Source organism: Hansschlegelia quercus (assembly GCF_004310425.1).
GTDB classification, from domain to species: domain Bacteria; phylum Pseudomonadota; class Alphaproteobacteria; order Rhizobiales; family Methylopilaceae; genus Methylopila; species Methylopila quercus.
Genome location: NZ_SIUB01000007.1, coordinates 135459 through 155863, shown reverse-complemented (window position 1 = coordinate 155863; position 20405 = coordinate 135459). Strand labels below are relative to the sequence as shown.

The 20405-nt window shown below is 68.7% G+C and carries 18 protein-coding genes; 16 read left to right on the top strand and 2 right to left on the bottom strand.

The features are described from left to right. Both EYR15_RS14195 and EYR15_RS17205 read left to right on the top strand, forming a co-directional pair. Positions 1-192 carry a DUF4169 family protein gene (locus EYR15_RS14195; protein WP_131004217.1) on the top strand — a complete coding sequence of 64 codons (192 nt, stop codon included), beginning with the start codon at positions 1-3 and terminating at the stop codon, positions 190-192. A 146-nt stretch (positions 193-338) separates the two neighbouring features. Beyond that, positions 339-572 carry a ribbon-helix-helix domain-containing protein gene (locus EYR15_RS17205; RefSeq protein ID WP_245498334.1) on the top strand — a complete coding sequence of 78 codons (234 nt, stop codon included), beginning with the start codon at positions 339-341 and terminating at the stop codon, positions 570-572. Here EYR15_RS17205 and EYR15_RS14185 read toward each other — a convergent pair whose 3' ends face one another. Further along, the gene (locus EYR15_RS14185) at positions 573-4154 is read right to left on the bottom strand and encodes an AsmA family protein (RefSeq protein WP_131004215.1); all 3582 of its coding nucleotides are present in this window, start codon (positions 4152-4154) and stop codon (positions 573-575) included. Between the two features lie 152 nt (positions 4155-4306). Here EYR15_RS14185 and EYR15_RS14180 point away from each other — a divergent pair, with 152 nt between their 5' ends. The 5 genes from EYR15_RS14180 (at position 4307) to EYR15_RS14160 (ending at position 10595) form a co-directional block, all read left to right on the top strand. Continuing rightward, positions 4307-4783, top strand: coding sequence for a thioesterase family protein (locus tag EYR15_RS14180; RefSeq protein WP_131004214.1), 477 nt, complete (start codon positions 4307-4309; stop codon positions 4781-4783). A gap of 155 nt (positions 4784-4938) precedes the next feature. Next, positions 4939-7308 carry an ATP-dependent helicase gene (locus tag EYR15_RS14175; protein WP_131004213.1) on the top strand — a complete coding sequence of 790 codons (2370 nt, stop codon included), beginning with the start codon at positions 4939-4941 and terminating at the stop codon, positions 7306-7308. 34 nt (positions 7309-7342) lie between these two features. Then, entirely contained in the window at positions 7343-8218 is an 876-nt protein-coding gene (locus EYR15_RS14170) for a 50S ribosomal protein L11 methyltransferase (protein ID WP_131004212.1), read from the top strand. Between the two features lie 147 nt (positions 8219-8365). Then, positions 8366-10186 carry an aminopeptidase P family protein gene (locus tag EYR15_RS14165; RefSeq protein WP_131004211.1) on the top strand — a complete coding sequence of 607 codons (1821 nt, stop codon included), beginning with the start codon at positions 8366-8368 and terminating at the stop codon, positions 10184-10186. A gap of 37 nt (positions 10187-10223) precedes the next feature. After that, positions 10224-10595, top strand: coding sequence for a DUF423 domain-containing protein (locus EYR15_RS14160; RefSeq protein WP_131004210.1), 372 nt, complete (start codon positions 10224-10226; stop codon positions 10593-10595). Here the strand turns inward: EYR15_RS14160 and EYR15_RS14155 are convergent. Further along, positions 10497-11825: an AmpG family muropeptide MFS transporter gene (locus tag EYR15_RS14155; RefSeq protein WP_245498330.1), complete on the bottom strand. Its 1329-nt coding sequence runs from the start codon at positions 11823-11825 to the stop codon at positions 10497-10499. The genes EYR15_RS14160 and EYR15_RS14155 overlap by 99 nt on opposite strands. 205 nt (positions 11826-12030) lie before the next feature. Between EYR15_RS14155 and ssuC the strand changes: the two genes are divergently transcribed. From ssuC to EYR15_RS14110, 9 genes are all read left to right on the top strand, one after another. Further along, entirely contained in the window at positions 12031-12798 is a 768-nt protein-coding gene (ssuC, locus tag EYR15_RS14150; RefSeq protein ID WP_131004209.1) for an aliphatic sulfonate ABC transporter permease SsuC, read from the top strand. 12 nt (positions 12799-12810) lie between these two features. Further along, complete coding sequence (locus EYR15_RS14145) at positions 12811-13632, top strand: ATP-binding cassette domain-containing protein (protein WP_131004208.1); 822 nt, start codon at positions 12811-12813, stop codon at positions 13630-13632. Next, on the top strand, positions 13629-14177 hold the full coding sequence (locus tag EYR15_RS14140) for an NAD(P)H-dependent oxidoreductase (RefSeq protein WP_131004207.1): 549 nt from the start codon (positions 13629-13631) through the stop codon (positions 14175-14177). The genes EYR15_RS14145 and EYR15_RS14140 overlap by 4 nt, the downstream gene beginning before the upstream one ends. 54 nt (positions 14178-14231) lie before the next feature. Next, entirely contained in the window at positions 14232-15188 is a 957-nt protein-coding gene (locus EYR15_RS14135) for a sulfonate ABC transporter substrate-binding protein (RefSeq protein WP_131004206.1), read from the top strand. After that, positions 15185-16363, top strand: coding sequence for an FMNH2-dependent alkanesulfonate monooxygenase (gene ssuD, locus EYR15_RS14130; protein WP_131004205.1), 1179 nt, complete (start codon positions 15185-15187; stop codon positions 16361-16363). The genes EYR15_RS14135 and ssuD overlap by 4 nt, the downstream gene beginning before the upstream one ends. Beyond that, entirely contained in the window at positions 16360-17799 is a 1440-nt protein-coding gene (locus EYR15_RS14125) for an FAD/NAD(P)-binding protein (RefSeq protein WP_131004204.1), read from the top strand. Before ssuD ends, EYR15_RS14125 begins: the two co-directional genes overlap by 4 nt. A gap of 176 nt (positions 17800-17975) precedes the next feature. Beyond that, a complete protein-coding gene (locus tag EYR15_RS14120; protein ID WP_342635548.1) occupies positions 17976-18941 on the top strand; it encodes an MBL fold metallo-hydrolase in 966 nt (321 codons plus the stop codon). Positions 18942-19026: 85 nt separating this feature from the next. Next, positions 19027-19803, top strand: a complete 777-nt coding sequence (locus EYR15_RS14115) for an NAD kinase (RefSeq protein WP_131004202.1) — start codon at positions 19027-19029, stop codon at positions 19801-19803. Positions 19804-19849: 46 nt separating this feature from the next. Continuing rightward, a complete protein-coding gene (locus EYR15_RS14110) occupies positions 19850-20395 on the top strand; it encodes a response regulator (protein WP_131004201.1) in 546 nt (181 codons plus the stop codon). Positions 20396-20405 lie beyond the last annotated feature (10 nt).

The following is a 20405-nucleotide window of genomic DNA, read 5'->3' as shown; positions in this document are numbered from 1 at the left end:
ATGGACGAGATCGTCAATCTCCGCCGGGCGCGCAAAGAGCGCGTGCGGGCGGCGTCGGAAAAGCAGGCGGCGGACAACCGCCTCGCTTTCGGCGTCTCGAAAAAGGACAAGCGTGCAGAGGCTGCCCGTCGCGCCCTCGAGGAGCGGCGGTTGGACGGACATTGTCGCGATAGCGGGGGCAACGCGAAATGATCAACACTGGAATAGAGATCGACGTCGCTGGCGCGACGTCCGAAGGGACTTTGCTGACCGTACCGTCGCAAGGCGCGGAAGGTGTGGTCGTTCAGGGAATCCTTGGAGGACGCGCGACCGGAGCAGCGGCCGAGCCGACGCCCGACATCGTCAAGCGTTCGATCGTGGTGGCCGGTCACAAGACCAGCGTCAGCCTCGAGGATGCTTTCTGGACGGCGCTCAAGGACATCGCGAAAGAGCGGCGGCAGTCGTTACGCGGGCTCGTGGCGGAGATCGATTCCGGCCGACGCGGCGGCAATCTGTCGTCCGCCGTGCGTCTTTTCGTGCTCGACCATTACCGCAGCAAGGCGGGAGCCGCGCTCAGCGTCTCCGGGATCTGATCAGCGCGACAGCGGGCTGATCACCATCGGTAGCGGGAGCGCGGGCTCCGGCCGCGTTTGAGGCGCATCGCCCCTCACGGCCGGAGGGACGCTCTGCGGCTGATCCGGCTTCGAGGCGGGTTGTGGCAGGGCGTCGAGCAGCGCCTTCGTCTCCGCCTCCTGTTTCCTGCGCTCGGCGTCCGCCCTCTTCTCGGCCTCCGCGCGCTTGCGCGCCTCCTCGGCCTTTGCGGCTCGGGCGGCATCCGCCTTTTCGCGCGCGATACGGGCGCGATCGCGCATCTCCGCCTCCATGGCCTCGATGCGCTTGGTCTCCCGCTCGACGGCTCGCACCGACAGCCAATTCACGAGTCCGGTGGCGTCGACGCGCCGCCGCGGGCCGGACAGCGGGCCCTCGAAGGAGACGCCGACCTGCGGCGCGTCGCGAGAGGGCGCGGCGAGCATGAGATCGGCGTCGAGCCAGAGCCGCGGCAGGTCGAGCGTCGCGCCGCCATCGAGCCGCGCCACGCTGCTTTCGGCCTTCAGCGCGCCAGACCGCAGCGATCCGGCGGCGATGGTGAAGGGCAGCGTCGCCCGCGCCAGAGGAAGATCGCCGGAGCCGAGCCCGCGCTCGACCGCCTCGGCGATTCGCGATGCATCGAGCGCGAGCCCCGCCTCGACCTGAGGCTCGATCCGGGCGATCGCCGCGGGGTCGAAGCCAGCGATCGCGCCTTTCGCGATCGTGGCCGAGCCAGCGCCGTTCAGCGACGCGATGAGCCCGGCGATGCTGCGACCCGTTGCCTGCGCCTGCAACGCGATCTCGATCTCCCCTTTCAGCGGCGACGGCGCGCCGACGACCTGCTCGGCGCGCGCGCCCTTGAGGGCGACGTCGAGGGTGACCGAAGCGTCGGCGTTCTGCCGGCCGACCGACGCGACGCCGGTCAGACGCCCGCCTTCGACGTCAGCTGAGAGATTTTCGAGAGCGAGGCCATTGGGCTTGGCGACAAGCGCGAACCTGACGTCGCGGGCGATTCGGTTCGCGGTCAGATCGGCTTCGCCGAGCGCCATGTTCACTCGGCCCGTCAGCCCACGAAGCGGCGAAGGACCGAAGGCGGCGGACGGCCACAGCGATCTGCGGTCCGCCGACTGGCCAAGCGCATCGGGCCCGAAGGCAAGCGCCGCGAGTTCGGAGAGCGAACCGCGGTCGAACGACAGGTCGCCGGAGAAGCCCTTGCGCGCGTCGGCGGGAACCGAGAGCGCGCCCGCGACCCTGCGCCCGCTGATCGTGCCCGAGATCGCGTCGAGGCGCGTTTCGTCGCCATCGGTCTTGAGCTTCGCGGTAAGCGCAGCAGGCGTCGGCGGCAGAACTCCCGGCGTCACGCGGCCGATCGCTTCCGCAAAAATCACGAGGTCGTCGCCCTTCAGGGTGACAACGCCATCGGCCCGCGCGCCGGCGTCAGCCGCATAGGCCATGTCGCCCTGGAAGCCGAGATCGAGGCCGAGCGCGGTCATGCGCGTCTTCCCCGCCATGCCTTTGGCTGGAGAACCACGCAGCGAGATCGAGAGTGAGCCGCCCGGCGCCGCGGCGAGCGGGCTGACCGAAAATCCCGCGAGCGTGGCGAGCCGCGCGCCATCCGGCGTCGCGAGGGTCGCTTGCAAAGCCGCATCTGCGTTGAGGGAAATCTCGGCGGAGGACGCCGCGAGATCGAGCGTCCCGCCCGCCGCGTCTCCCTTGACGGCGAGCTTCGCCCCGCCGGAATCCGTCGTGAGTTCGATCGCCAAGCGGAAGGGCGCGAGGGCCTCGCCGCGCGTCTCGATCCCTGCGGCGACCGCCTCCGATGCGCCGACGGCTCGGACGAGGGCTGCGAGCGGAGCCGCGCTCTTCGCCGCAGCCGACAGCTTGAGTTCGCCGTCGCCAGCGCCATCGCCGAGCGCCAGACGGCCTGCGCCGGAGACCGATGCGCCTTCGGCGTCCGCAACGTTCAGGCGCTTCAGCGTAAGGGCGCGCGAGTCGACGAGCCCCTCCAGCGCGACGCCCGACATCCCTACTCCGCCGAAGACGAGCGAACGCGCGTCGAGCGTGAGCGCCAGGTCGAAGTCGCCGCCCTTGAGGCCGTCGAAGACCGCGCGATCGATCCCGAGCGCGTCGAGGTCGAGACGATCGGAGGCGAGCGCCGCCTCGATCGCCGGGCGCCCTCGAGTATCCTCCGCAGACCGCCATGCAAGCCGCCCTCGCGAGCCGGCCCCGTCGACGGTGAGATCTGCGTTGTCGATCGTCACGGCGTCGATCCGCGCGGTGACGTCGCCCTTCAGCGAGATGCGGCGTGCAGGGCCCGCGGCGACGCGGGCTCCGCCGGCGATCCAACGGCGCAGTCCTGCGAAGTCCGCGACGTCTAGATCGACGGGCCCGGCAAACCCTGGCCCTCCTCCGCCGAAGGCTACGGCTCCGGAGAGGCTGGCCTTTGCTCCGCCGGGCAACGCCGCGGAGAGCCGCTCGATCCGCCAGCCGTCCTTTCGAGCTAGCAGGACGGCGGAGACGTCCTGCGCGAGATCGCCGCCGATCACGATCGCTCCGAGATCGATCGCCAGTCGCCCGCCGAAGGGAGGTCGCGTCAGACCCGCAAGGCGGGGGCCAAGCGTCGCAATGCGGCCGCCCGGCGTCGGCTCGGACGACTCGGCGAGACGATCGATATCGACCTGGCGGCCTTCGAGCGCGAGATCGAAGCTCGGGGCGCCACCGAGCAGCAGCGCCCCCCTTCCGGACAGCCGCGCGGCGCGATCGTCGGGCCCGTAAACGATGTCGAGCGTTTCGATCGCGAGCCGACGGGCGTCGCCTTTGAGGGCGGCCGTCGCGCGCCATGGATCGCTGCCCTGAGGGTCCCGGCCGGCGGGCCGCACGATCGCGACCGCCCCGTCGAAGGTCGGCCGCGGACCAGAGGTGAGCGCGCCGTCGAGCGTGACCGTCTCCGGGCGACCCTCCGCTGCGACCTCGAGCTTGAACCGCAGCGAACCGCCGGCCTCGACGCGGGATGTCGACAGGCGAAGCGCCGAGCGCGCGCCCGAGAGACTGCCGGCGCCGTCGAAGCGAAGCGGACCGTTGAGCGATGCGGCCTCGGCGACGCCCGAAATGTCGTGGAGTTGGTAGCGTCCCGACGGCGCTGAGATGACGATCGCGCCGCCCTCGATCTCCGCACGGTCGAACGAGATGCGGTCGGCGTCCCCTGCCGCACGCTTGGCGGTGAACGGCGTCGCCACGGCGCCGTCGGCGTTGATCTCGATCTCGAGCTTCGGGCGGCGCAGGAGCAGGCGCTCGGCCTTGAACTCGCCCTTCAACAGCGCCGCGAAGGCGAGTTCGATCTCGACCTCGTCGACCGCGAGCCGACGCTTGCCGTCGCCCGCCGACAATCCGTGGAACCGGGCATAGGGTGTCGGCAGCAGTCGAACCTCGACGTCGCCAGCGACCTTGGCCGGCGCGCCGATCAGCCTGCCCGCCTCGCGCGCGAAGTCATCGCGATAGGCGCTCCAGTCCACGAAGAGCGGACCGATGAGCGCAGCAAAAAGCGCAAGGACGAGAGCAAGACCGAGCCCGGTCAGGGTGTTGTTCACGAGTTCAGCCGGCCATCACTTCGGCGGACAGGCCCGTCGCCCGCCGCGCCCCGTCACTATACGGTCGCACGCCCGGAGCGGAATCATCTTCTCCGATAAGCGTATCGCGGCCTCGCGCCATTCGAGAGCCGCCTCCATCGGGAGCCTGCCGATTGAACGACGCTGTTTTCGTCTCGCCGCCTCTCCCGATCGAGCCTGCGTTCCTCGACCATAACGGCCACGTCAACATGGCCTACCACCTCGTGCTCGCCGACCGCGCGCTCGAGATGGCGTTCGTCCCGATCAAGGGCGCGGACTATGTCGATGGGCGCGGCATGACGACCTTCGCCGGCGACGTCCACATCCGCTACCTCCGCGAGATGACGATCGATGACGAAATCCGCGGCCGCGTGATGCTGGTGGAAAGCGACGCAAAGCGCGTGATCTGGGCCGTGGAGTTGGTGCGTAGCGACGGCGCTCTTGTCAGCTCGATCGAGGGCAATGCGCTTTCGGTATCGGTCGAGACGCGGAAGGTCACGCCATTTCCCGACGACGTCCGCGCGCGGATCGAAGAGACGGTCGCACGTTGTCGACCGGCGGCCGCGGCGCTCGACTGGCTTGGCCGTCGCGTCTCGATGAGCAAGAGCTGAGAGAGCGCCGAGCGATCCACCGTCGTTGACCGACTGATGGGCCGCTCGGGGCCCCTACGCTCGCAATTCGGCGGCAGCGGCGCCATTTTGGGGCCGCGCGAGTCGCGGCTCCCCGGACGCCCGCCGCGCGGAAAGCTTCTGGAGCGCCCGAACTCTTGATCGACTACAGCGACCCCTTCGACCACGACGTTCCCGCTCCACGGCCCGGCGGCATCGCCGCGCGCGCTTCGGCCGCCCTGCGCAAAGCCGACGCCGATTACCTCGCTGGGCTGAACCCTGAGCAGCGCGAGGCGGTCGAGACGCTCGACGGGCCGCTGCTGGTGCTCGCCGGCGCCGGCACAGGCAAGACGCGCGTGCTGACGACGCGGATCGCCCACATCCTCGCGCTGGGCAAAGCGCGGCCTTTCGAGATCCTCGCCGTCACCTTCACCAATAAGGCCGCGCGCGAGATGCGCGAACGCGTCGGCAAGCTGCTGGGGCAGGCGGCCGAGGGCATGCAGTGGCTCGGCACCTTCCATTCGATCGGCACGCGCATCCTGCGCCGACACGCCGAGCTCGCGGGCCTCCATTCGAACTTCACGATCCTCGACACCGACGACCAGATCCGCCTGATCAAGCAGGTGCTGGCGGCGGAAAACATCGACGACAAGCGCTGGCCGGCGCGCCAGCTGGCGTTCGCGATCGACGGCTGGAAGAACCGCGCGCTCTCTCCGAAAGAGGTGCCGGTCGGCGAGGCGCAGAGCTTCGCGGCCGGCCGCGGCGCGGAGCTCTACGCGATGTATCAGGCGCGGCTCCGCCAGCTGAACGCGGTCGACTTCGGCGATCTTCTACTGGAGCCTATCCGGCTTTTCCGCGAGCACAAGGACGTGCTGGAGCAGTATCACCGTCGCTTCCGCTACATGCTGGTCGACGAGTATCAGGACACCAACACCGCGCAGTATCTCTGGCTGCGGCTGCTCGCGCAGGGCTCGAAGAACCTCGCCTGCGTCGGCGACGACGACCAGTCGATCTATGGCTGGCGCGGCGCCGAGGTCGAGAACATCCTGAAGTTCGACCGCGACTTCCCCGGCGCGAAGATCGTGCGGCTGGAGCGCAACTACCGCTCGACCGGCCATATCCTCAACGCCGCCTCGCATCTGATCGCGAAGAACGAAGGCCGGCTGGGCAAGACCTTGAGGCCCCAGACCGAGCTCGGCGAGAAGGTCACGGTCGCAGGCAGCTGGGATTCCGGCGAGGAGGCGCGCGCGATCGGCGACGAGATCGAGGCGCTGCATTCCAAGGGCCACAAGCTCGACGAGATCGCCATTCTGGTGCGCGCCTCTTTCCAGATGCGCGAGTTCGAAGAGCGCTTCATCACGCTTGGCCTGAACTACCGCGTCGTCGGCGGCCCGCGCTTCTACGAGCGCGCGGAGATCCGCGACGCGATGGCTTATCTGCGCGTGATCGCGAGCCCGGCCGACGCGCTCGCCTTCGAGCGTATCGTCAACACGCCGAAGCGCGGCCTTGGCGACGTGACGGTGAAGCTCATCATAGAGCGCGCTCGCGCGGATAGCGTCACGCTCCCTGAAGCCGCCCGCAGGCTGTGCGACGCCGGCGAGATAAAGGCCAAGGCGCGCCAAGCGCTGAAAGACCTCGTGCTCTCCTTCGACCGCTGGACCGGCCTCATCGACAAAATGCGGCACACCGAGCTCGCCGAAATGGTGCTCGAAGAGAGCGGCTACACGGACATGTGGGCGAAGGACCGCACGGCGGAGGCGCAAGGGCGGCTGGAGAACCTCAAGGAGCTCGTGCGCTCCATGGAGCAGTTCGAGAACTTGCGGGGCTTCCTCGAACACGTCTCTCTGGTGATGGACGTTGACGGCGCCCGCGGCGAGGACGCGGTGACAATCATGACGCTGCACGCGGCGAAGGGGCTGGAATACGACACGGTGTTTCTGCCCGGATGGGAGGAAGGCCTGTTTCCCCACCAGCGCTCGCTCGACGAAAGCGGCCGCGCAGGCCTCGAGGAAGAGCGGCGGCTGGCCTATGTCGGCCTCACGCGCGCGCGCCGGCGCGCCAAGGTCTGGTTCGCGTCGAACCGCCGCATTCACGGCATGTGGCAGTCCTCGATCCCCTCGCGCTTCCTCGACGAGCTTCCTGAGCCTGACGTCGACGTGATCGAGGCTCCGGCGAGCTACGGCGGCGGATCTTTTGGCGGCATGGGCGGATCCTACGGCGCGAGCCGCTTCGACCAGCAGAAACCGTTCAACTCGACCTACGACACGCCGGGCTGGCGGCGCGCGCAGGAAAACCGCGCGCACGCCACCGCGGGCCCCGGCGCGAGAAGCGGCGGGCCGATGACGATCGAGGGCGAACTCGTCGCGTCATCGACTGCGAAGTCCGCCGGCTTCGGCCGAGGCGCGCGCGTATTCCACCAGAAGTTCGGCAACGGGACGGTGGTTGAGGTCGACGGCAACAAGCTGACCGTCGCCTTCGACAAGGCGGGCCACAAGCGGGTGCTGGACGGCTTCGTGCAGGCGGCGTAAGCGGGCCGCCTGTCAGCCGATCCGGAATGCGCTCGTGACCCAGACCCCCGTCATCCGCCTCCATCTCGACGAGGCCACCGCAAAGCGCGTGGTCGACGTGCTGGAGGACGCGTTTCCCTTCGGCGAGACCTCGATCTCGGCCTTTGAGACGGGCAAGGACGCGTGGTCGGTCGAGGTCTACGGATCGCCCGAGCTCTCGACCGACGAACTCGCCGCCGCCATGCGCGAGGCGCTGGGACCGGAAAGCGCAGGGCTTCGGCTGGAGCCTGGCGCGATCGACGAGGCGGATTGGGTGGCGAAGAGCCTCGCCGGCCTTGACCCCGTGCCCGCAGGCCGCTTCGTGGTCCATGGCGCGCATGACCGCGACAAGATCCCAGCCGACGTCATCGGCATCGAGATCGAGGCCGCGCTCGCCTTCGGCACCGGACATCACGGCACGACCCGCGGCTGCCTGCTCGCGATCGACGAGTTGATATCCAAGCGGCGGTTCGAGCGCGTGCTCGATCTCGGCTCCGGCACGGGCGTGCTCGCGATCGCGATCGGCCTTGCGCAGCAGGGCCCGGTGCTCGCGACCGATATCGACGAGGTCTCCGCTCGCATCGCGCAGGAAAACGCGGAGGCGAACGGCGCGGGCGAATTCGTGCAATCGATTCACGCGACCAGCTTCGACCATCCGATCTTCGCGGAGCGCGGGCCGTTCGACCTGATCGTCGCGAACATTCTTGCAGGACCGCTGGTCGAGCTCTCCGGCGACGTGAAGGCCCATCTCGCGCCCGACGGCGCGGTCATCCTCTCCGGCCTCATGAACGAGGAAGAGGACCGGGTTGTCGCCGCCTACGCCGCGCAGGGGCTGAAGGTCGTCGACGCCAAGCGCCTGGAAGGTTGGTCGACGCTGACGCTGGCGGGGTGAGGAGGCTAAACTCCGTGCTTACGTCCCGGCCTTGAGCCGGGCCCAGAGCGAATGTTCGTGCTGAGCGCCGCGGACAATCCTGCTAACCCTTCTGCTTCTCGGTTCCGGCTCAACGCCGGGGCGCGAGCGACGAGGTCGATCGCTACGATGTTCGAAGCGCGTTTTCAGTCATTCGATGAAACCGCCGATCCGTCCCAGGGCGCTCCGCGCCTCGCAGCACTTCGGGCGGCGCTGAAGACGCAGGGCCTCGACGGCTTCCTGCTGCCGCGCGCCGACGAGCATCAGAACGAGTATCTGCCGCCGTCCGCAGAACGGCTCGCCTGGCTGACCGGGTTCACGGGCTCGTTCGGCTTCGTCGTGGTTCTCGCTGAAGAGGCTGCGGTTTTCGTCGACGGCCGGTACACCGTGCAGGCTCGCGCGCAGATCGACCCGGCGGTTTTCGCGACGGTCAACGTGATCGACAAATCGCCATCGGAATGGCTGAAGGCGCATGCGCGCGAGGGCGAGCGCATCGGCTACGACCCACGTCTCCACACCGTCGAGGGGTTCGAGCGCTTCGCAAAAGCGGCTGAAGCCGCGGGCGCCGAACTGGTCGCGCTTGACGAGAACCCGATCGACGCGCTGTGGACCGATCGCCCCGCCCCGCCTCTCGCTCCGGTCGTGCTCCATGACGACGCTTTGGCGGGCGAGAGCGCGGCGTCGAAGCTCGCGCGCGTCCAGGCGGAACTCGCGAAAGCGAAGGCCGACGCGCTGCTGATCACCGACGCTCATTGCCTGGCCTGGACCTTCAACATCCGCGGCGGCGACGTCGCGCATACGCCGCTCCCGCTCGGCTTCGCGATCGTTCCCGCGGAGGGGCGCTCGTTCGTATTCATGGATGGCCGCAAGCTCTCGAACGTCGTGCGAAACGCCTTGTCCGAGACAGCGGAGATTGCGGAGCCTGGCGCCCTCACCGCGGCGCTCGCCACGCTTGGCGAGGCAGAAGTGACGGTGAGGCTGGACCCAGCCGCCGCCGCGATCTCCTTCGCCCGCGCGCTGGAGGAATCGGGCGCGACCATCCAGTTGGGTCCGGATCCGATCGCGAAGCTGAAAGCGCGGAAGAACGAGGCCGAGATCGCCGGGGCGCGTGCCGCTCATCTGCGCGACGGCGCCGCGCTTTGCCGCTTCCTGTGCTGGCTCGACGCGGAAGCGCCGAAAGGCGCGCTCGACGAGATCGGCGCGGCCGAGGCGCTCGAAACCTTTCGCCGTGAGACGGGCAAGCTCAAGGATGTGTCCTTCCCTTCGATCTCCGCCGCCGGCCCCAACGCCGCTTTGCCGCATTACCGCGTCACGACGGCAACCAACCGCAAGCTCACGCCCGGCCTGTTTCTCATCGATTCCGGCGCGCAATACGAAGACGGCACGACCGACGTGACCCGCACCGTCTTGGTCGGCGAAGCGACGCCGGAGATGCGCGACCGTTTTACGCGCGTGTTGCGGGGTCATATCGCGATCTCGACTGCCGTCTTTCCGAAGGGCGTCAGCGGCGCGCAGATCGACGGCTTCGCACGGCGTCCGCTCTGGGAGGCCGGCGCGGATTTCGACCACGGGACCGGCCACGGCGTCGGCTCCTATCTCTCGGTGCACGAAGGTCCCCAGCGCATTTCGAAGCTTGGGACCGTTGCGCTCGAGCCCGGCATGATCCTGTCAAACGAGCCCGGCTATTACCGCGAGGGCGCCTTCGGCATCCGCACCGAGACGCTGGTGCTGGTCGAGCGGCGCGCGATTCCGGGGGCGGAGCGTGAGATGTACGGCTTCGAGACGCTGACGCTCGCGCCGATCGACCGCCGGGCGATCGAGGTCGGCATGCTTACGGCCGATGAGCGGGCGTGGCTTGACCGCTATCACGCGCGGGTGCTGGCGGAGATCGGACCGTTGGCGGACGCCGACACGCGCGTCTGGCTGGAGGCCGCATGTGCGCCGCTCTGAGGCTGACATCGACGTTCTGCGTGCAGGACCGATCCATATGACCCTTCGCTCCCCTCGCCTCCTCCTCGCGATCGCAGGCCTCTACGGCGCCGCAGGCGTGGCCGCGGGCGCCGTCGCGGCGCACAGGGTCGACGACCCGCGTCTGCTCACCGCCTCGACCTTTTTGATGATCCACGCCGCGGCGCTCGCAGGCCTTTCGGCCGCCATCCCTGCGCTCGGCCTCGGACGGATCGCGTCGGTCGCCTGCTGGGGCCTCGCAATCGGGACGCTGATGTTCTGCGGCGACCTGCTGCTCAGGGTTTGGCTCGGCTCAAGCCCCCTGCCCGTCGCCCCCTTCGGCGGCTCGCTCATGATCTTGAGCTGGCTGGCGCTGATCGCCGGCGCCCTCATCCCGCATCGCAAGGCATAACAACAGGGCAGGAAGACCCGAGATGAAGGTCAGCACGAAGTACAGCTGAAAGCCTGTCGCGCTCGCGACGAACCCCGAGCCGCCGGCGAGCAGATGGCCGGGGAGCGCGTAGATCGAGCTCAGCACGGCATACCGCGTCGCGGAGAATTCCGAAGCGGCGAGCTTAGACATGAAAGCGATCAGCGCCGTCCCCGCGATCGCCGAGGCGACGTTGTCGAAGCCGATCGTGGCTGTGAGCCAGGCGATGCTGTGCCCGGCGCTCGCGAGCGCGCTGTAGAACAGGTTCGTGGCCGCGGAGGCGATGATGCCGATGATCAGCACCGTCTTCGGCCTCAGCCGCGTGAGCAGGAAGCCGCCGAGGAAAGCGCCTGCGATCCCGAGCACGACGCCGAACACCTTGGTGACGTTGGCGATCTCGACGTTGGTGAAGCCGAGGTCCTTGTAGAGCGGCGACGACATGACGTTCGCGAGCTGGTCCGGCACCCGGTAAAGGCCAATCATCGCGAGCGTCGCGATCGGCGTCGTCTTGACCAGCGCGACGAGGTCCTTGACCGGCGCGGCGAGCGCCCCCTCGCGCGCGGCGGCGTCGTTGGGCTCACCGTCGCGCGGGGTCTTTGGAACCAGCGTCGCAGTGACGAGCGCCACAACCGCCATAATAGCGGCCATCGTGGAATAGGCGCCGACCCATCCAAAGCCCTGGGCGATGTAGAGCGCGCCGGCGCCGGCGGTCAGCATGGCGAGCCGGTAGCCGAGCTGATAAGCCGCGACGAGCAGGCCCTGCTCTTCCGTCCCGGCGACCTCCACGCGCCAGCCGTCGACGGCCGCGTCCTGGCTCGCCGAGGCCCCCGCGGTGAGGAAACAGGCGAGCGCCGCGAGCGTCAGGTTCGCGGCCGGGTCGCCGAACGCCATCAGCGCGAGGCCCACAGTCACGCCGGTCTGCGCGAGCAGGATCCAGGCTCTGCGTCGGCCGACAAGGCGCCCGAAAAATCCGAGCGCGTACGCGTCCATCAAGGGCGCGACGAGGAACTTCAAGCTGTACGCGATGCTCGCCCAGGAGAGGAGCCCGATCACCTGCAGGCTGACCCCTGCTTCCCTCAGCCAGAACGCGAACGTGCCGCCGACCAGCAGCAGCGGCAGGCCGGAGGCGTAGCCCAGCATCCCGCTCGCCAGCCGCTTCGCCGTGATCGAAGCCCCCGCGACTTGAGGGCCGGGCTGCGAGACATCCGACACGCCAGACTCCGCGATTGAGCAGCCGGCTGTCCCGGCCCCTTCACGCTTGGCGGATTCGGAGGCCGCGCGCCAGCACGTGACGGGATGTTGACATCAGTCTATAGAATAGATGTATTAATGATCTCCGCGGCGGCAGCCGTTCGATCGCTCGACCCCCGAGCGCGCGGGCGGCTCCGCCGCGGAAACGTAAATCCGCGGAGACGACATGCGGCTCGAACTGAAATCGGTTCTGCCTTTCCTGATCCCCGCCGGGCTTATCGTGCTGTGGCAGGTGCTGGCGAGCGCGGGCGAGATCTCGCAATCGGTTCTGCCGGCGCCGACCCAGGTGGTGGCCGCCGGCTGGCGGCTCGCGCTGTCCGGCGAGCTGTGGGCGAACATCTGGATCAGCACGTGGCGGGCGCTCACCGGCCTCGCGATCGGCGGCGGCATCGGCTTCGCCCTTGGTCTTGCGAACGGCGCCTCGAAGCTCTCGGAGCGGCTGACCGACCCGAGCCTGCAGATGATCCGCACCATCCCGCATCTCGCGATGATCCCGCTCGTCATCCTCTGGTTCGGGATCGACGAGACCGCGAAGATCTTTCTCGTCGCGCTCGGCGTCTTCTTCCCGATCTACCTCAACACGCTGCACGGGGTCCGCACCGTCGACGACCAGTTGGTCGAGATGGGCCGCGCCTATGGCATGTCGCCCGCGACCTTGTTCGCCAAGGTGGTGCTGCCGGGCGCCCTGCCCTCGATCTTCGTCGGTCTGCGTTACGCGCTCGGCATCATGTGGCTCACGCTGATCGTCGCCGAGACGATCTCGGCCTCCTCAGGCCTCGGCTACATGGCGATGAACGCGCGCGAGTTCATGCTGGTCGACGTCGTTGTCCTCGCGATCCTGATCTACGCGGCTCTCGGCAAGCTCGCGGATTCCGGCGCGAAGCTGCTGGAGCGCGCCACGCTGTCCTGGCACCCGGCCTACGTTTCCCGCTGAAAGACAAAGACCATGACAGACCATGCCCTGTCGGGCTTCGCCTTTTCGCCGAGCGCGGCGTCGGCGGTTCGCACGGTCCATGCCCGCGGCGGCGCGCCGGTCGCCCTGCGCGGGCTCGCCAAATCGTTCGGCGCGAAGCCCGTCCTGAGCGGCATCGACCTCGAAATTCCTGCCGGCCAGTTCTTGGCGGTCGTCGGCCGCAGCGGCTGCGGCAAGAGCACGCTGCTGCGCACGATCGTCGGCCTCGAAAGCCCGAGCGCGGGCGTTGTCGCGGCCGCACGGGGCGACGAGGCGCGCATCATGTTCCAGGAGCCGCGGCTGCTGCCCTGGGCGCGAATCGTCGACAACGTCCGCGTCGGCGTACCCGGTGGCAAGACCAAGGCCGACGCTCGTGAGGCAGCGCGGGCCGCGCTCGCCGAGGTCGGGCTCGCCGATCGAGCCGGCGAGTGGCCGTCCGTGCTGTCAGGCGGGCAGAAGCAGCGCGTGGCGCTCGCCCGTGCGCTCGTCAGCCGCCCGCGGCTGCTCGCGCTCGACGAGCCGCTCGGCGCGCTCGACGCGCTGACCCGCATCGAGATGCAGGCGCTGCTCGAACGCGTCTGGCGTGAACAGGGCTTTACCGCCGTTCTCGTAACCCACGACGTCTCCGAGGCGCTGGCGCTCGCCGACCGCGTCATCCTCATCGAGAATGGGGCGATCGCCCTCGACATCGCCGTCGACCTGCCCCGCCCGCGACGGCGAGGCTCGCCTGAGATCGCGCGCCTCGAAGGCGCGATCCTCGATCAGCTTTTCGGAAACGGGGCATCGGAAGACGCGCTTAAGGAGTCCGTCGCGTGAGCCAGCGCAAGATCGTCGCCGTCACCGGTAGCCTGTCGAGGCCCTCCGGCACGCGTCGGCTCGTCGAGGACGTCGCCCGCCGAATTCAGAGCCGAAGCGCCGCCAGCCTGACCATCGTCGACGTCGCCGAACTGGCCGCCGACCTCGGCCTCACTTACGCCCGCCCGGCCGTCAGCCCGACACTGGAGAACGCGCTGCTCGCGATCGAGAACGCCGACCTGATCGTCGCCGGATCGCCGATCTACAAGGGCTCCTACTCTGGGTTCTTCAAGCACCTGATCGACCTCGTGGACTACCGCGCGCTGACCGGCTGCCCGGTCGCGCTGCTCGCGACCGGGGGCAGCGACCGTCACGCGCTCGCGGTGGAGCACCAGATGCGTCCGCTGTTCGCCTCCTTCGACGCTGCGACCCTGCCGACCGCCGTCTTCGTGGTCGACCGCGACATCGTCGACGGCCGCGTCACGAACGAGACCGTGCTCGCCCGGCTCGACCGCCTCGTCGGCGAAGCTGCGACAGCGCTCGAGCGGCGCGTCCACGCCGCCTGATCAATCGAATTTGCAAATAAACCGGCCGCGCGCCGCTCTAGGGGACCGACATCAATGACCGGCAACGCCTTCGCCCGACCCACAAGACTTCTCGCGGCGGCGCTATTCATCGCCGGCCTCGGCGCTGCGACCGCGGCTGACGCCGCCGACCGCACGATCAGGATCGGCTATCAGAAATACGGCGCGCTGATCCTGCTCAAGGGCAAGGGCACGCTCGAAGCGAAGCTGAAGCCGCTCGGCGTCGACGTGAGATGGGCGGAGTTCCAGTTCGGCCCGCCGCTGCTCGAAGCGATCAACGCCGGCGCGGTCGACTTCGGCACGACCGGGGAAGCGCCGCCGATCTTCGCGCAGGTCGCCAACCCCAAGCTCGTCTATGTCGCGAACGATCCGCCCTCGGCCAAGGGCGAGGCCGTGCTCGTTCCGGCGAACAGCCCGATCAAGTCGCTCGCCGACCTCAAGGGCAAGACCATCGCCGTCGCTAAGGGCTCGAACTCCCACTATTTGCTGGTCAAGGCGCTCGAGAAGGGCGGCGTGTCCTATAGCGACATCAAGCCAGCCTATCTCGCGCCGTCCGACGCACGCGCCGCGTTCCAGAACGGCTCGGTCGACGCGTGGTCCGTATGGGACCCCTATTATGCCGCGGCGGAGGTCGCTGGCGCGCGTGTGCTGACCGACGGCGAAGGCCTGGTCACGAACTATCAGTTCCTGCTGTCCGACCGGAGCTATGTCGAGAAGAACGCCGACATCATCCGCGTCCTGCTGACTGAGCTTCGCAGCGTGGAGGACTGGGTGACCAAGGATCCGAAGGCCGCCGCCGCCGAGCTGTCGCCGGCCGTGGGGATTCCCGCGCCGCTGCTCGAGAAGGCGCTCGCCCGCGCGAGCCTCGGCGTCGGCCCCGTCACCAAAGAGGTCGCGGCTCAGCAGCAGAAGGTCGCCGACACCTTCCTCGAGCTAAAGCTCATCCCGAAGCCGATCACCGTGTCCGACGCGCTAGCGGAGGTGTCCCAGTGACCGATCAGTCTATCGCAGCCGAGAAGGCGAACGTCCTCTGGTTCCTGCCGACGCATGGCGACGGCAGCTATCTCGGCACGACCAAGGGCGGCCGCGCCGTCGACCTGCCTTATCTCCAGCAGGTCGCTCAGGCGGCCGACAGGCTCGGCTATTACGGCGTTCTGCTGCCGACCGGCCGCTCCTGCGAAGACAGCTGGGTGGTCGCATCCGCGCTTGCGCCGCTGACGCAGCGGCTGCGCTATCTTGTGGCCGTCCGGCCGGGACTGCAGTCCCCGACGCTCGCAGCCCGTATGACCGCGACCCTCGACCGGATTTCCGGCGGGCGGCTGCTGATCAACGTGGTCACCGGCGGCGATCCTGCGGAGAACGCCGGCGACGGCATTTTCCTCGACCACGACCAGCGCTACGCCGTGACGCGCGAGTTCCTCGACGTCTACAAGCGCCTGCTCGCCGGCGAGACCGTGCATTATGAAGGCGAGCACATCCGGATCGAGGACGGTCGCCTGCTGTTCCCCTCGCATCAGGAGAACGGCCCGCCGCTCTACTTTGGCGGCTCGTCGCCAGCCGCGAGCGAGGTCGCGGCCAACACGATCGACAAGTACCTCACTTGGGGCGAACCGCCGGCCGCCGTCGCCGAGAAGCTCGCCGGGGTGCGCGCTCTCGCCGAAGCCGCAGGCCGAAAGGTGAGCTTCGGCATACGTCTGCACGTCATCGTTCGCGAGACGAACGAGGAGGCTTGGGCCGCCGCCGACAAGCTGATCAGCCATCTCGACGACGAGACCATCGCCGCGGCGCAGAAGGTCTATGCCCGCATGGATTCGGTCGGCCAGCAACGCATGGCCGCGCTCCATGGCGGACGGCGCGACAAGCTCGAGGTGAGCCCCAATCTCTGGGCGGGCGTGGGGCTCGTCCGCGGCGGCGCCGGCACGGCGCTCGTCGGCGACCCGGAAACGGTCGCGGCCCGGATGAAGGAGTACATGGAAGTCGGCGTCGACACCTTCATCCTGTCCGGCTACCCGCACCTCGAGGAGGCCTATCGGTTCGCCGAGCTCGTCTTCCCACTGCTGCCGCTGAGCGAGACGACGCAGGTCCAGGCGACGACCGTGAACATGGGCCCGTTCGGCGAGACGATCGCGAACGACGCCCGCCCGGCGCTGAGGGTCGCCCAGTCGTGAACGCGCCCGCCGGCCCCTTCCGCGACGGACGCCGCGAGGATAGCGCGAAGACCATCGCGATCGTCGGCGGCGGGTTCACCGGGGCCGCGGTCGCGCATCAGATCGCGCGCCGGGCGCCTGGCCAGTTCCGGATCGTCGTCATCGAACCGCGCACACAGATCGGCGGCGGCGTCGCCTATTCGACGCTCGAACCCGCCCAGCGCATCAACGTGCCGGCCTCACGCATGAGCCTCGTGCAGTCCGACCCCTGCAATTTCGACCGCTGGCTCCGGGCTGACGGCGTGTTGCGGGACGATCCTGCGGCTCTGCTGCCCGACGGGCGCGCATTTCCGGCCAGGGCGGTGTTCGGCCGCTACGTCGCCGAGACGCTGGAGCCGTTTCTGCTCTCCGGCGAGATCGAGCACCTTTGCACGCGGGTCGTGGACATCCTGCCCGGCGCTGACGGACGCACGACGGTCGAGCTCGCCGACGGCTCGACGGTCGTCGCAGACTATGTCGCGCTTGCGGCCACCCATCCGGCCCCGACTCTACCCCCGGCCCTAAAGGAGATCGCGGACGATCCGCGCCTGCTGCGGGATACTCAGGCTCATTCGGTCTTTGACGCCGTTCAGCCCGATGCGCGCGTTCTGATCGTCGGCACCGGCCTCACCATGGCGGATATCGTGGCTTCGCTCGATGCGCGCGGCCATCGGGGACCGATCATCGCGGTCTCGCGGCGGGGCTTGCTCTCGCGCGGGCACACCGATGTCGCAGGTGAATTCGGGACCTTCGTCGAGCCCCCGAGCAAGACGGCGCTCTCGCTGCTGCGCCGCATCCGCATGACGGTCGTCGCCGCCGCGGCCGAAAAGCGTCCCTGGCAGCACGTGCTCGACGTCGTGCGCAATCAGGGTCCGCAGATCTGGGCGGCCCTGCCGAAGCGCGAACGGGCGAAGCTCGTGAAGCGTCTCCGTCCGTTCTGGGACGTCCACCGCTTCCGCGTCGCGCCGCAGATCGAGGCCGTCGTCGAGCGGCGGATCGAAGACGGCAGCCTGACCGTGCTGGTCGGCGAGCCGATTTCAGCTCACGGCGGTGAGGACGGGATCGAAGTCGCGCTCAGGCTTCGGCGCGGCGGCGTTCGCGTGGAACGCTTCGACATCGTGGCGCTCGCCACCGGCCCAGCGCATCGCGCGCTGGTGGAGGACGATCCGCTGGTCTCCAGGCTCGCGAAAGCCGGTCTCGTCGGTCTGGATCCGTTCGGCCTCGGCCTGGCGGTGGACGAGCGCAGCCGGGCGATCGGCGCCGATGGCCGGCCTTCTCCGACGCTGTGGGTCGCAGGGCCGCTCGCCCGCGGAACCGTCGGGGAGCTCATGGGATTGCCGGAAGTCGCGCGTCACGCGGAGGCGGTCGCCGGCGATATCGTGAAGAGCCACGTCTTCGGCTTCGATCACGCCTCCTGACGCTCCAAAACCCTGTCCCGATCCGCCCGCCGCGCCATAACGTGGCGCGCTGCGCGGCTGTCGCGGCGTCACGCATGATTGAGCCGCGGACGATCCAGATCGATTGCCCGCGCCGCCCGGCTGGCCTATCCCGTCGTCGTCGGACGAGGACGGAGACTGACGAGACGATGAACGCCATGTCCCGCCGAACCATCCTCGCAGCAGCCGCGGGAGCAGCCGCAGGCGCCGGCGTCACCCGCCCGGCCAAGGCGGCGGCGCCCGCCGCCGGGCGGCAGGCTCCAGGCGTCTATCGCTACACAGTCGGCGAGATCGAGGTGACGGCGTTGACCGACGGCGTCGCGATGCGGCCGCTTGAGGCGGGCTTCGTAAAGAACGCGCCGCTCGATGCCGTGAAGCAGGCGCTTTCCGACGTCTTCCTCGCCGAGGACGGCAAGCTGCCGATCCCCTTCACGCCGCTGATCGTCAACACCGGGTCGCGCATCATCCTGATCGACGCCGGCACCGGCGGCTTCATGGCGCCCACGGCCGGCCAGTTGATGGAGAACCTGTCGGCCGCAGGCGTTGACCCCCGCGCGGTCGACACCGTCCTCGTCTCGCATTTTCACTCCGACCACATCGGCGGCATTCGCTTCAAGGATGGCGCGCTGGCCTTCCCGAACGCCGAGGTGGTCGTGCCGGAAGCCGAATGGGCGTTCTGGATGGATGACGGCCAGATGAGCCGCGCTGCGGAGAGCGCCCTACCCGTCTTCAAGATGGCGCGGCGCGTCTTCTCGCCGATCGCGAAGGAGGTCCGGCGGTACGGCCCCAATGCGGAGATCGCGCCTGGCATCACCGCGATCGCGGCGCCGGGGCACACGCCAGGGCATACGGCTTTCCGGCTGTCCTCCAATGGCGAGCAGCTGATCGTCTGGTCGGACACAACCAACCACCCGGCTCTGTTCGTCCGCAATCCGGGCTGGCACGCGGTCTTCGACATGGATCCGGAGCTGGCGGAGGCCACCCGCCGGAGGATGCTCGACATGGTCGCCGTCGACCGATTGCTGGTGGCCGGCTACCACTTCCCCTTCCCCGCCGTCGGCCATATCGCGCGGCGCGGCTCGGGCTTCGAGTTCGTCCCCGCCATGTGGAATCCGGCCCTCTGAGCCTCAGGCGCGTGTTAGATGGACGCGGCGGCGCAAGCGCGTGTAAAGCACGCGGCGCTGCAGGCCGCGGCGGGCGGATGGTGGAATGAGCGGAACACGGTTCAAGCGCGTCGCCTTCGTCGCGAGCGCGGCTGACGACGCGGTCGCTGCGCGCGCCGAGCTTGTCGCCCGCTATGGCGACGCGCCGCTTTCTGGCGCGGACGTCGTCGTGGCGCTTGGCGGCGACGGCATGATGCTGCAGACGCTCCACGACGTGATGGGCCTCAGCCTGCCGATTTACGGCATGAACCGCGGCTCCGTCGGCTTCCTGATGAACGAGTATCGCGCCGACGAACTGATCGAGCGCCTGCACGCCGCCGAACGCACGGTGATCCATCCGCTTACGATGCGCGCCCGCGACCGGGACGGGCGCGTTCACGTCGCCAAGGCCATCAACGAGGTCCAACTCTGGCGCCAGACCTTCCAGGCCGCCAAGCTGCGCATCGAGGTGGACGGCACCGTGAGGCTGCCGGAGCTCGCCTGCGACGGCGTGCTCGTCGCGACGCCGACAGGCTCGACCGCCTACAACCTCTCCGCCCACGGCCCGCTTCTGCCGCTGGCTAGTCCGCTGCTCGCTTTGACGCCGATCTCGCCCTTCCGCCCGCGCCGCTGGCGCGGCGCGCTGCTGCCGGATCGCGCAGCCGTCGCGATCGACGTGCTGGAATATGAGAAGCGGCCTGTCGCGGCGGTAGCCGACAACACCGAGTTCCGCGACGTGCGCCGCGTCGAGATCGCGCTGGACCGAAAAACTTCCCTCACGATGCTGCACGATCCGGGGCATGGGCTGGACGAGCGCATTCTCGCCGAACAGTTCGGCTGGTGAGCGCGCAAACGGCCCGTTAACGACGTTCCATCATCCTGTCCCAAGGATGATGCGCGTCGACTTCTCAAAGCTCCGATTCCTGGTGGTGGACGACAACGCGCATATGCGCCGCATCGTCCGCACCCTTCTGCACGGCTTCGGCGCGCGCGAGGTCTACGAGGCGGAAGACGGAGCCGCCGGGCTCGAGATGTTTACGACCCATCTGCCCGACATCATCATCGTGGACTGGTCGATGCCGATCTTCGACGGGATCGAGCTCACCAGCATGATCCGCCGGCCGGACAGCGCCGTGAACCCATTCGTGCCGATCATCATGCTCACCGGCCATTCCGAGAAGAGCAAGGTGATGCGCGCTCGCGACGCCGGCGTGACCGAGTTTCTGTGCAAGCCGATCTCCGCGAAGTCGCTGCACCAGCGGCTGCTGAACTGCGTGCTGAACCCGCGGGCCTTCATCAAGACGAGGGACTATTTCGGTCCCGACAGACGCCGGAACATCAACGCCGTCTATGCGGGTCCGGAGCGTCGCCAGTCTGAAACAGGGATCGTCGCCGATTCCGGGTCGCTGCGGCTGCGCGACGGCGCGGTATCGTAAGAGTGGCAAG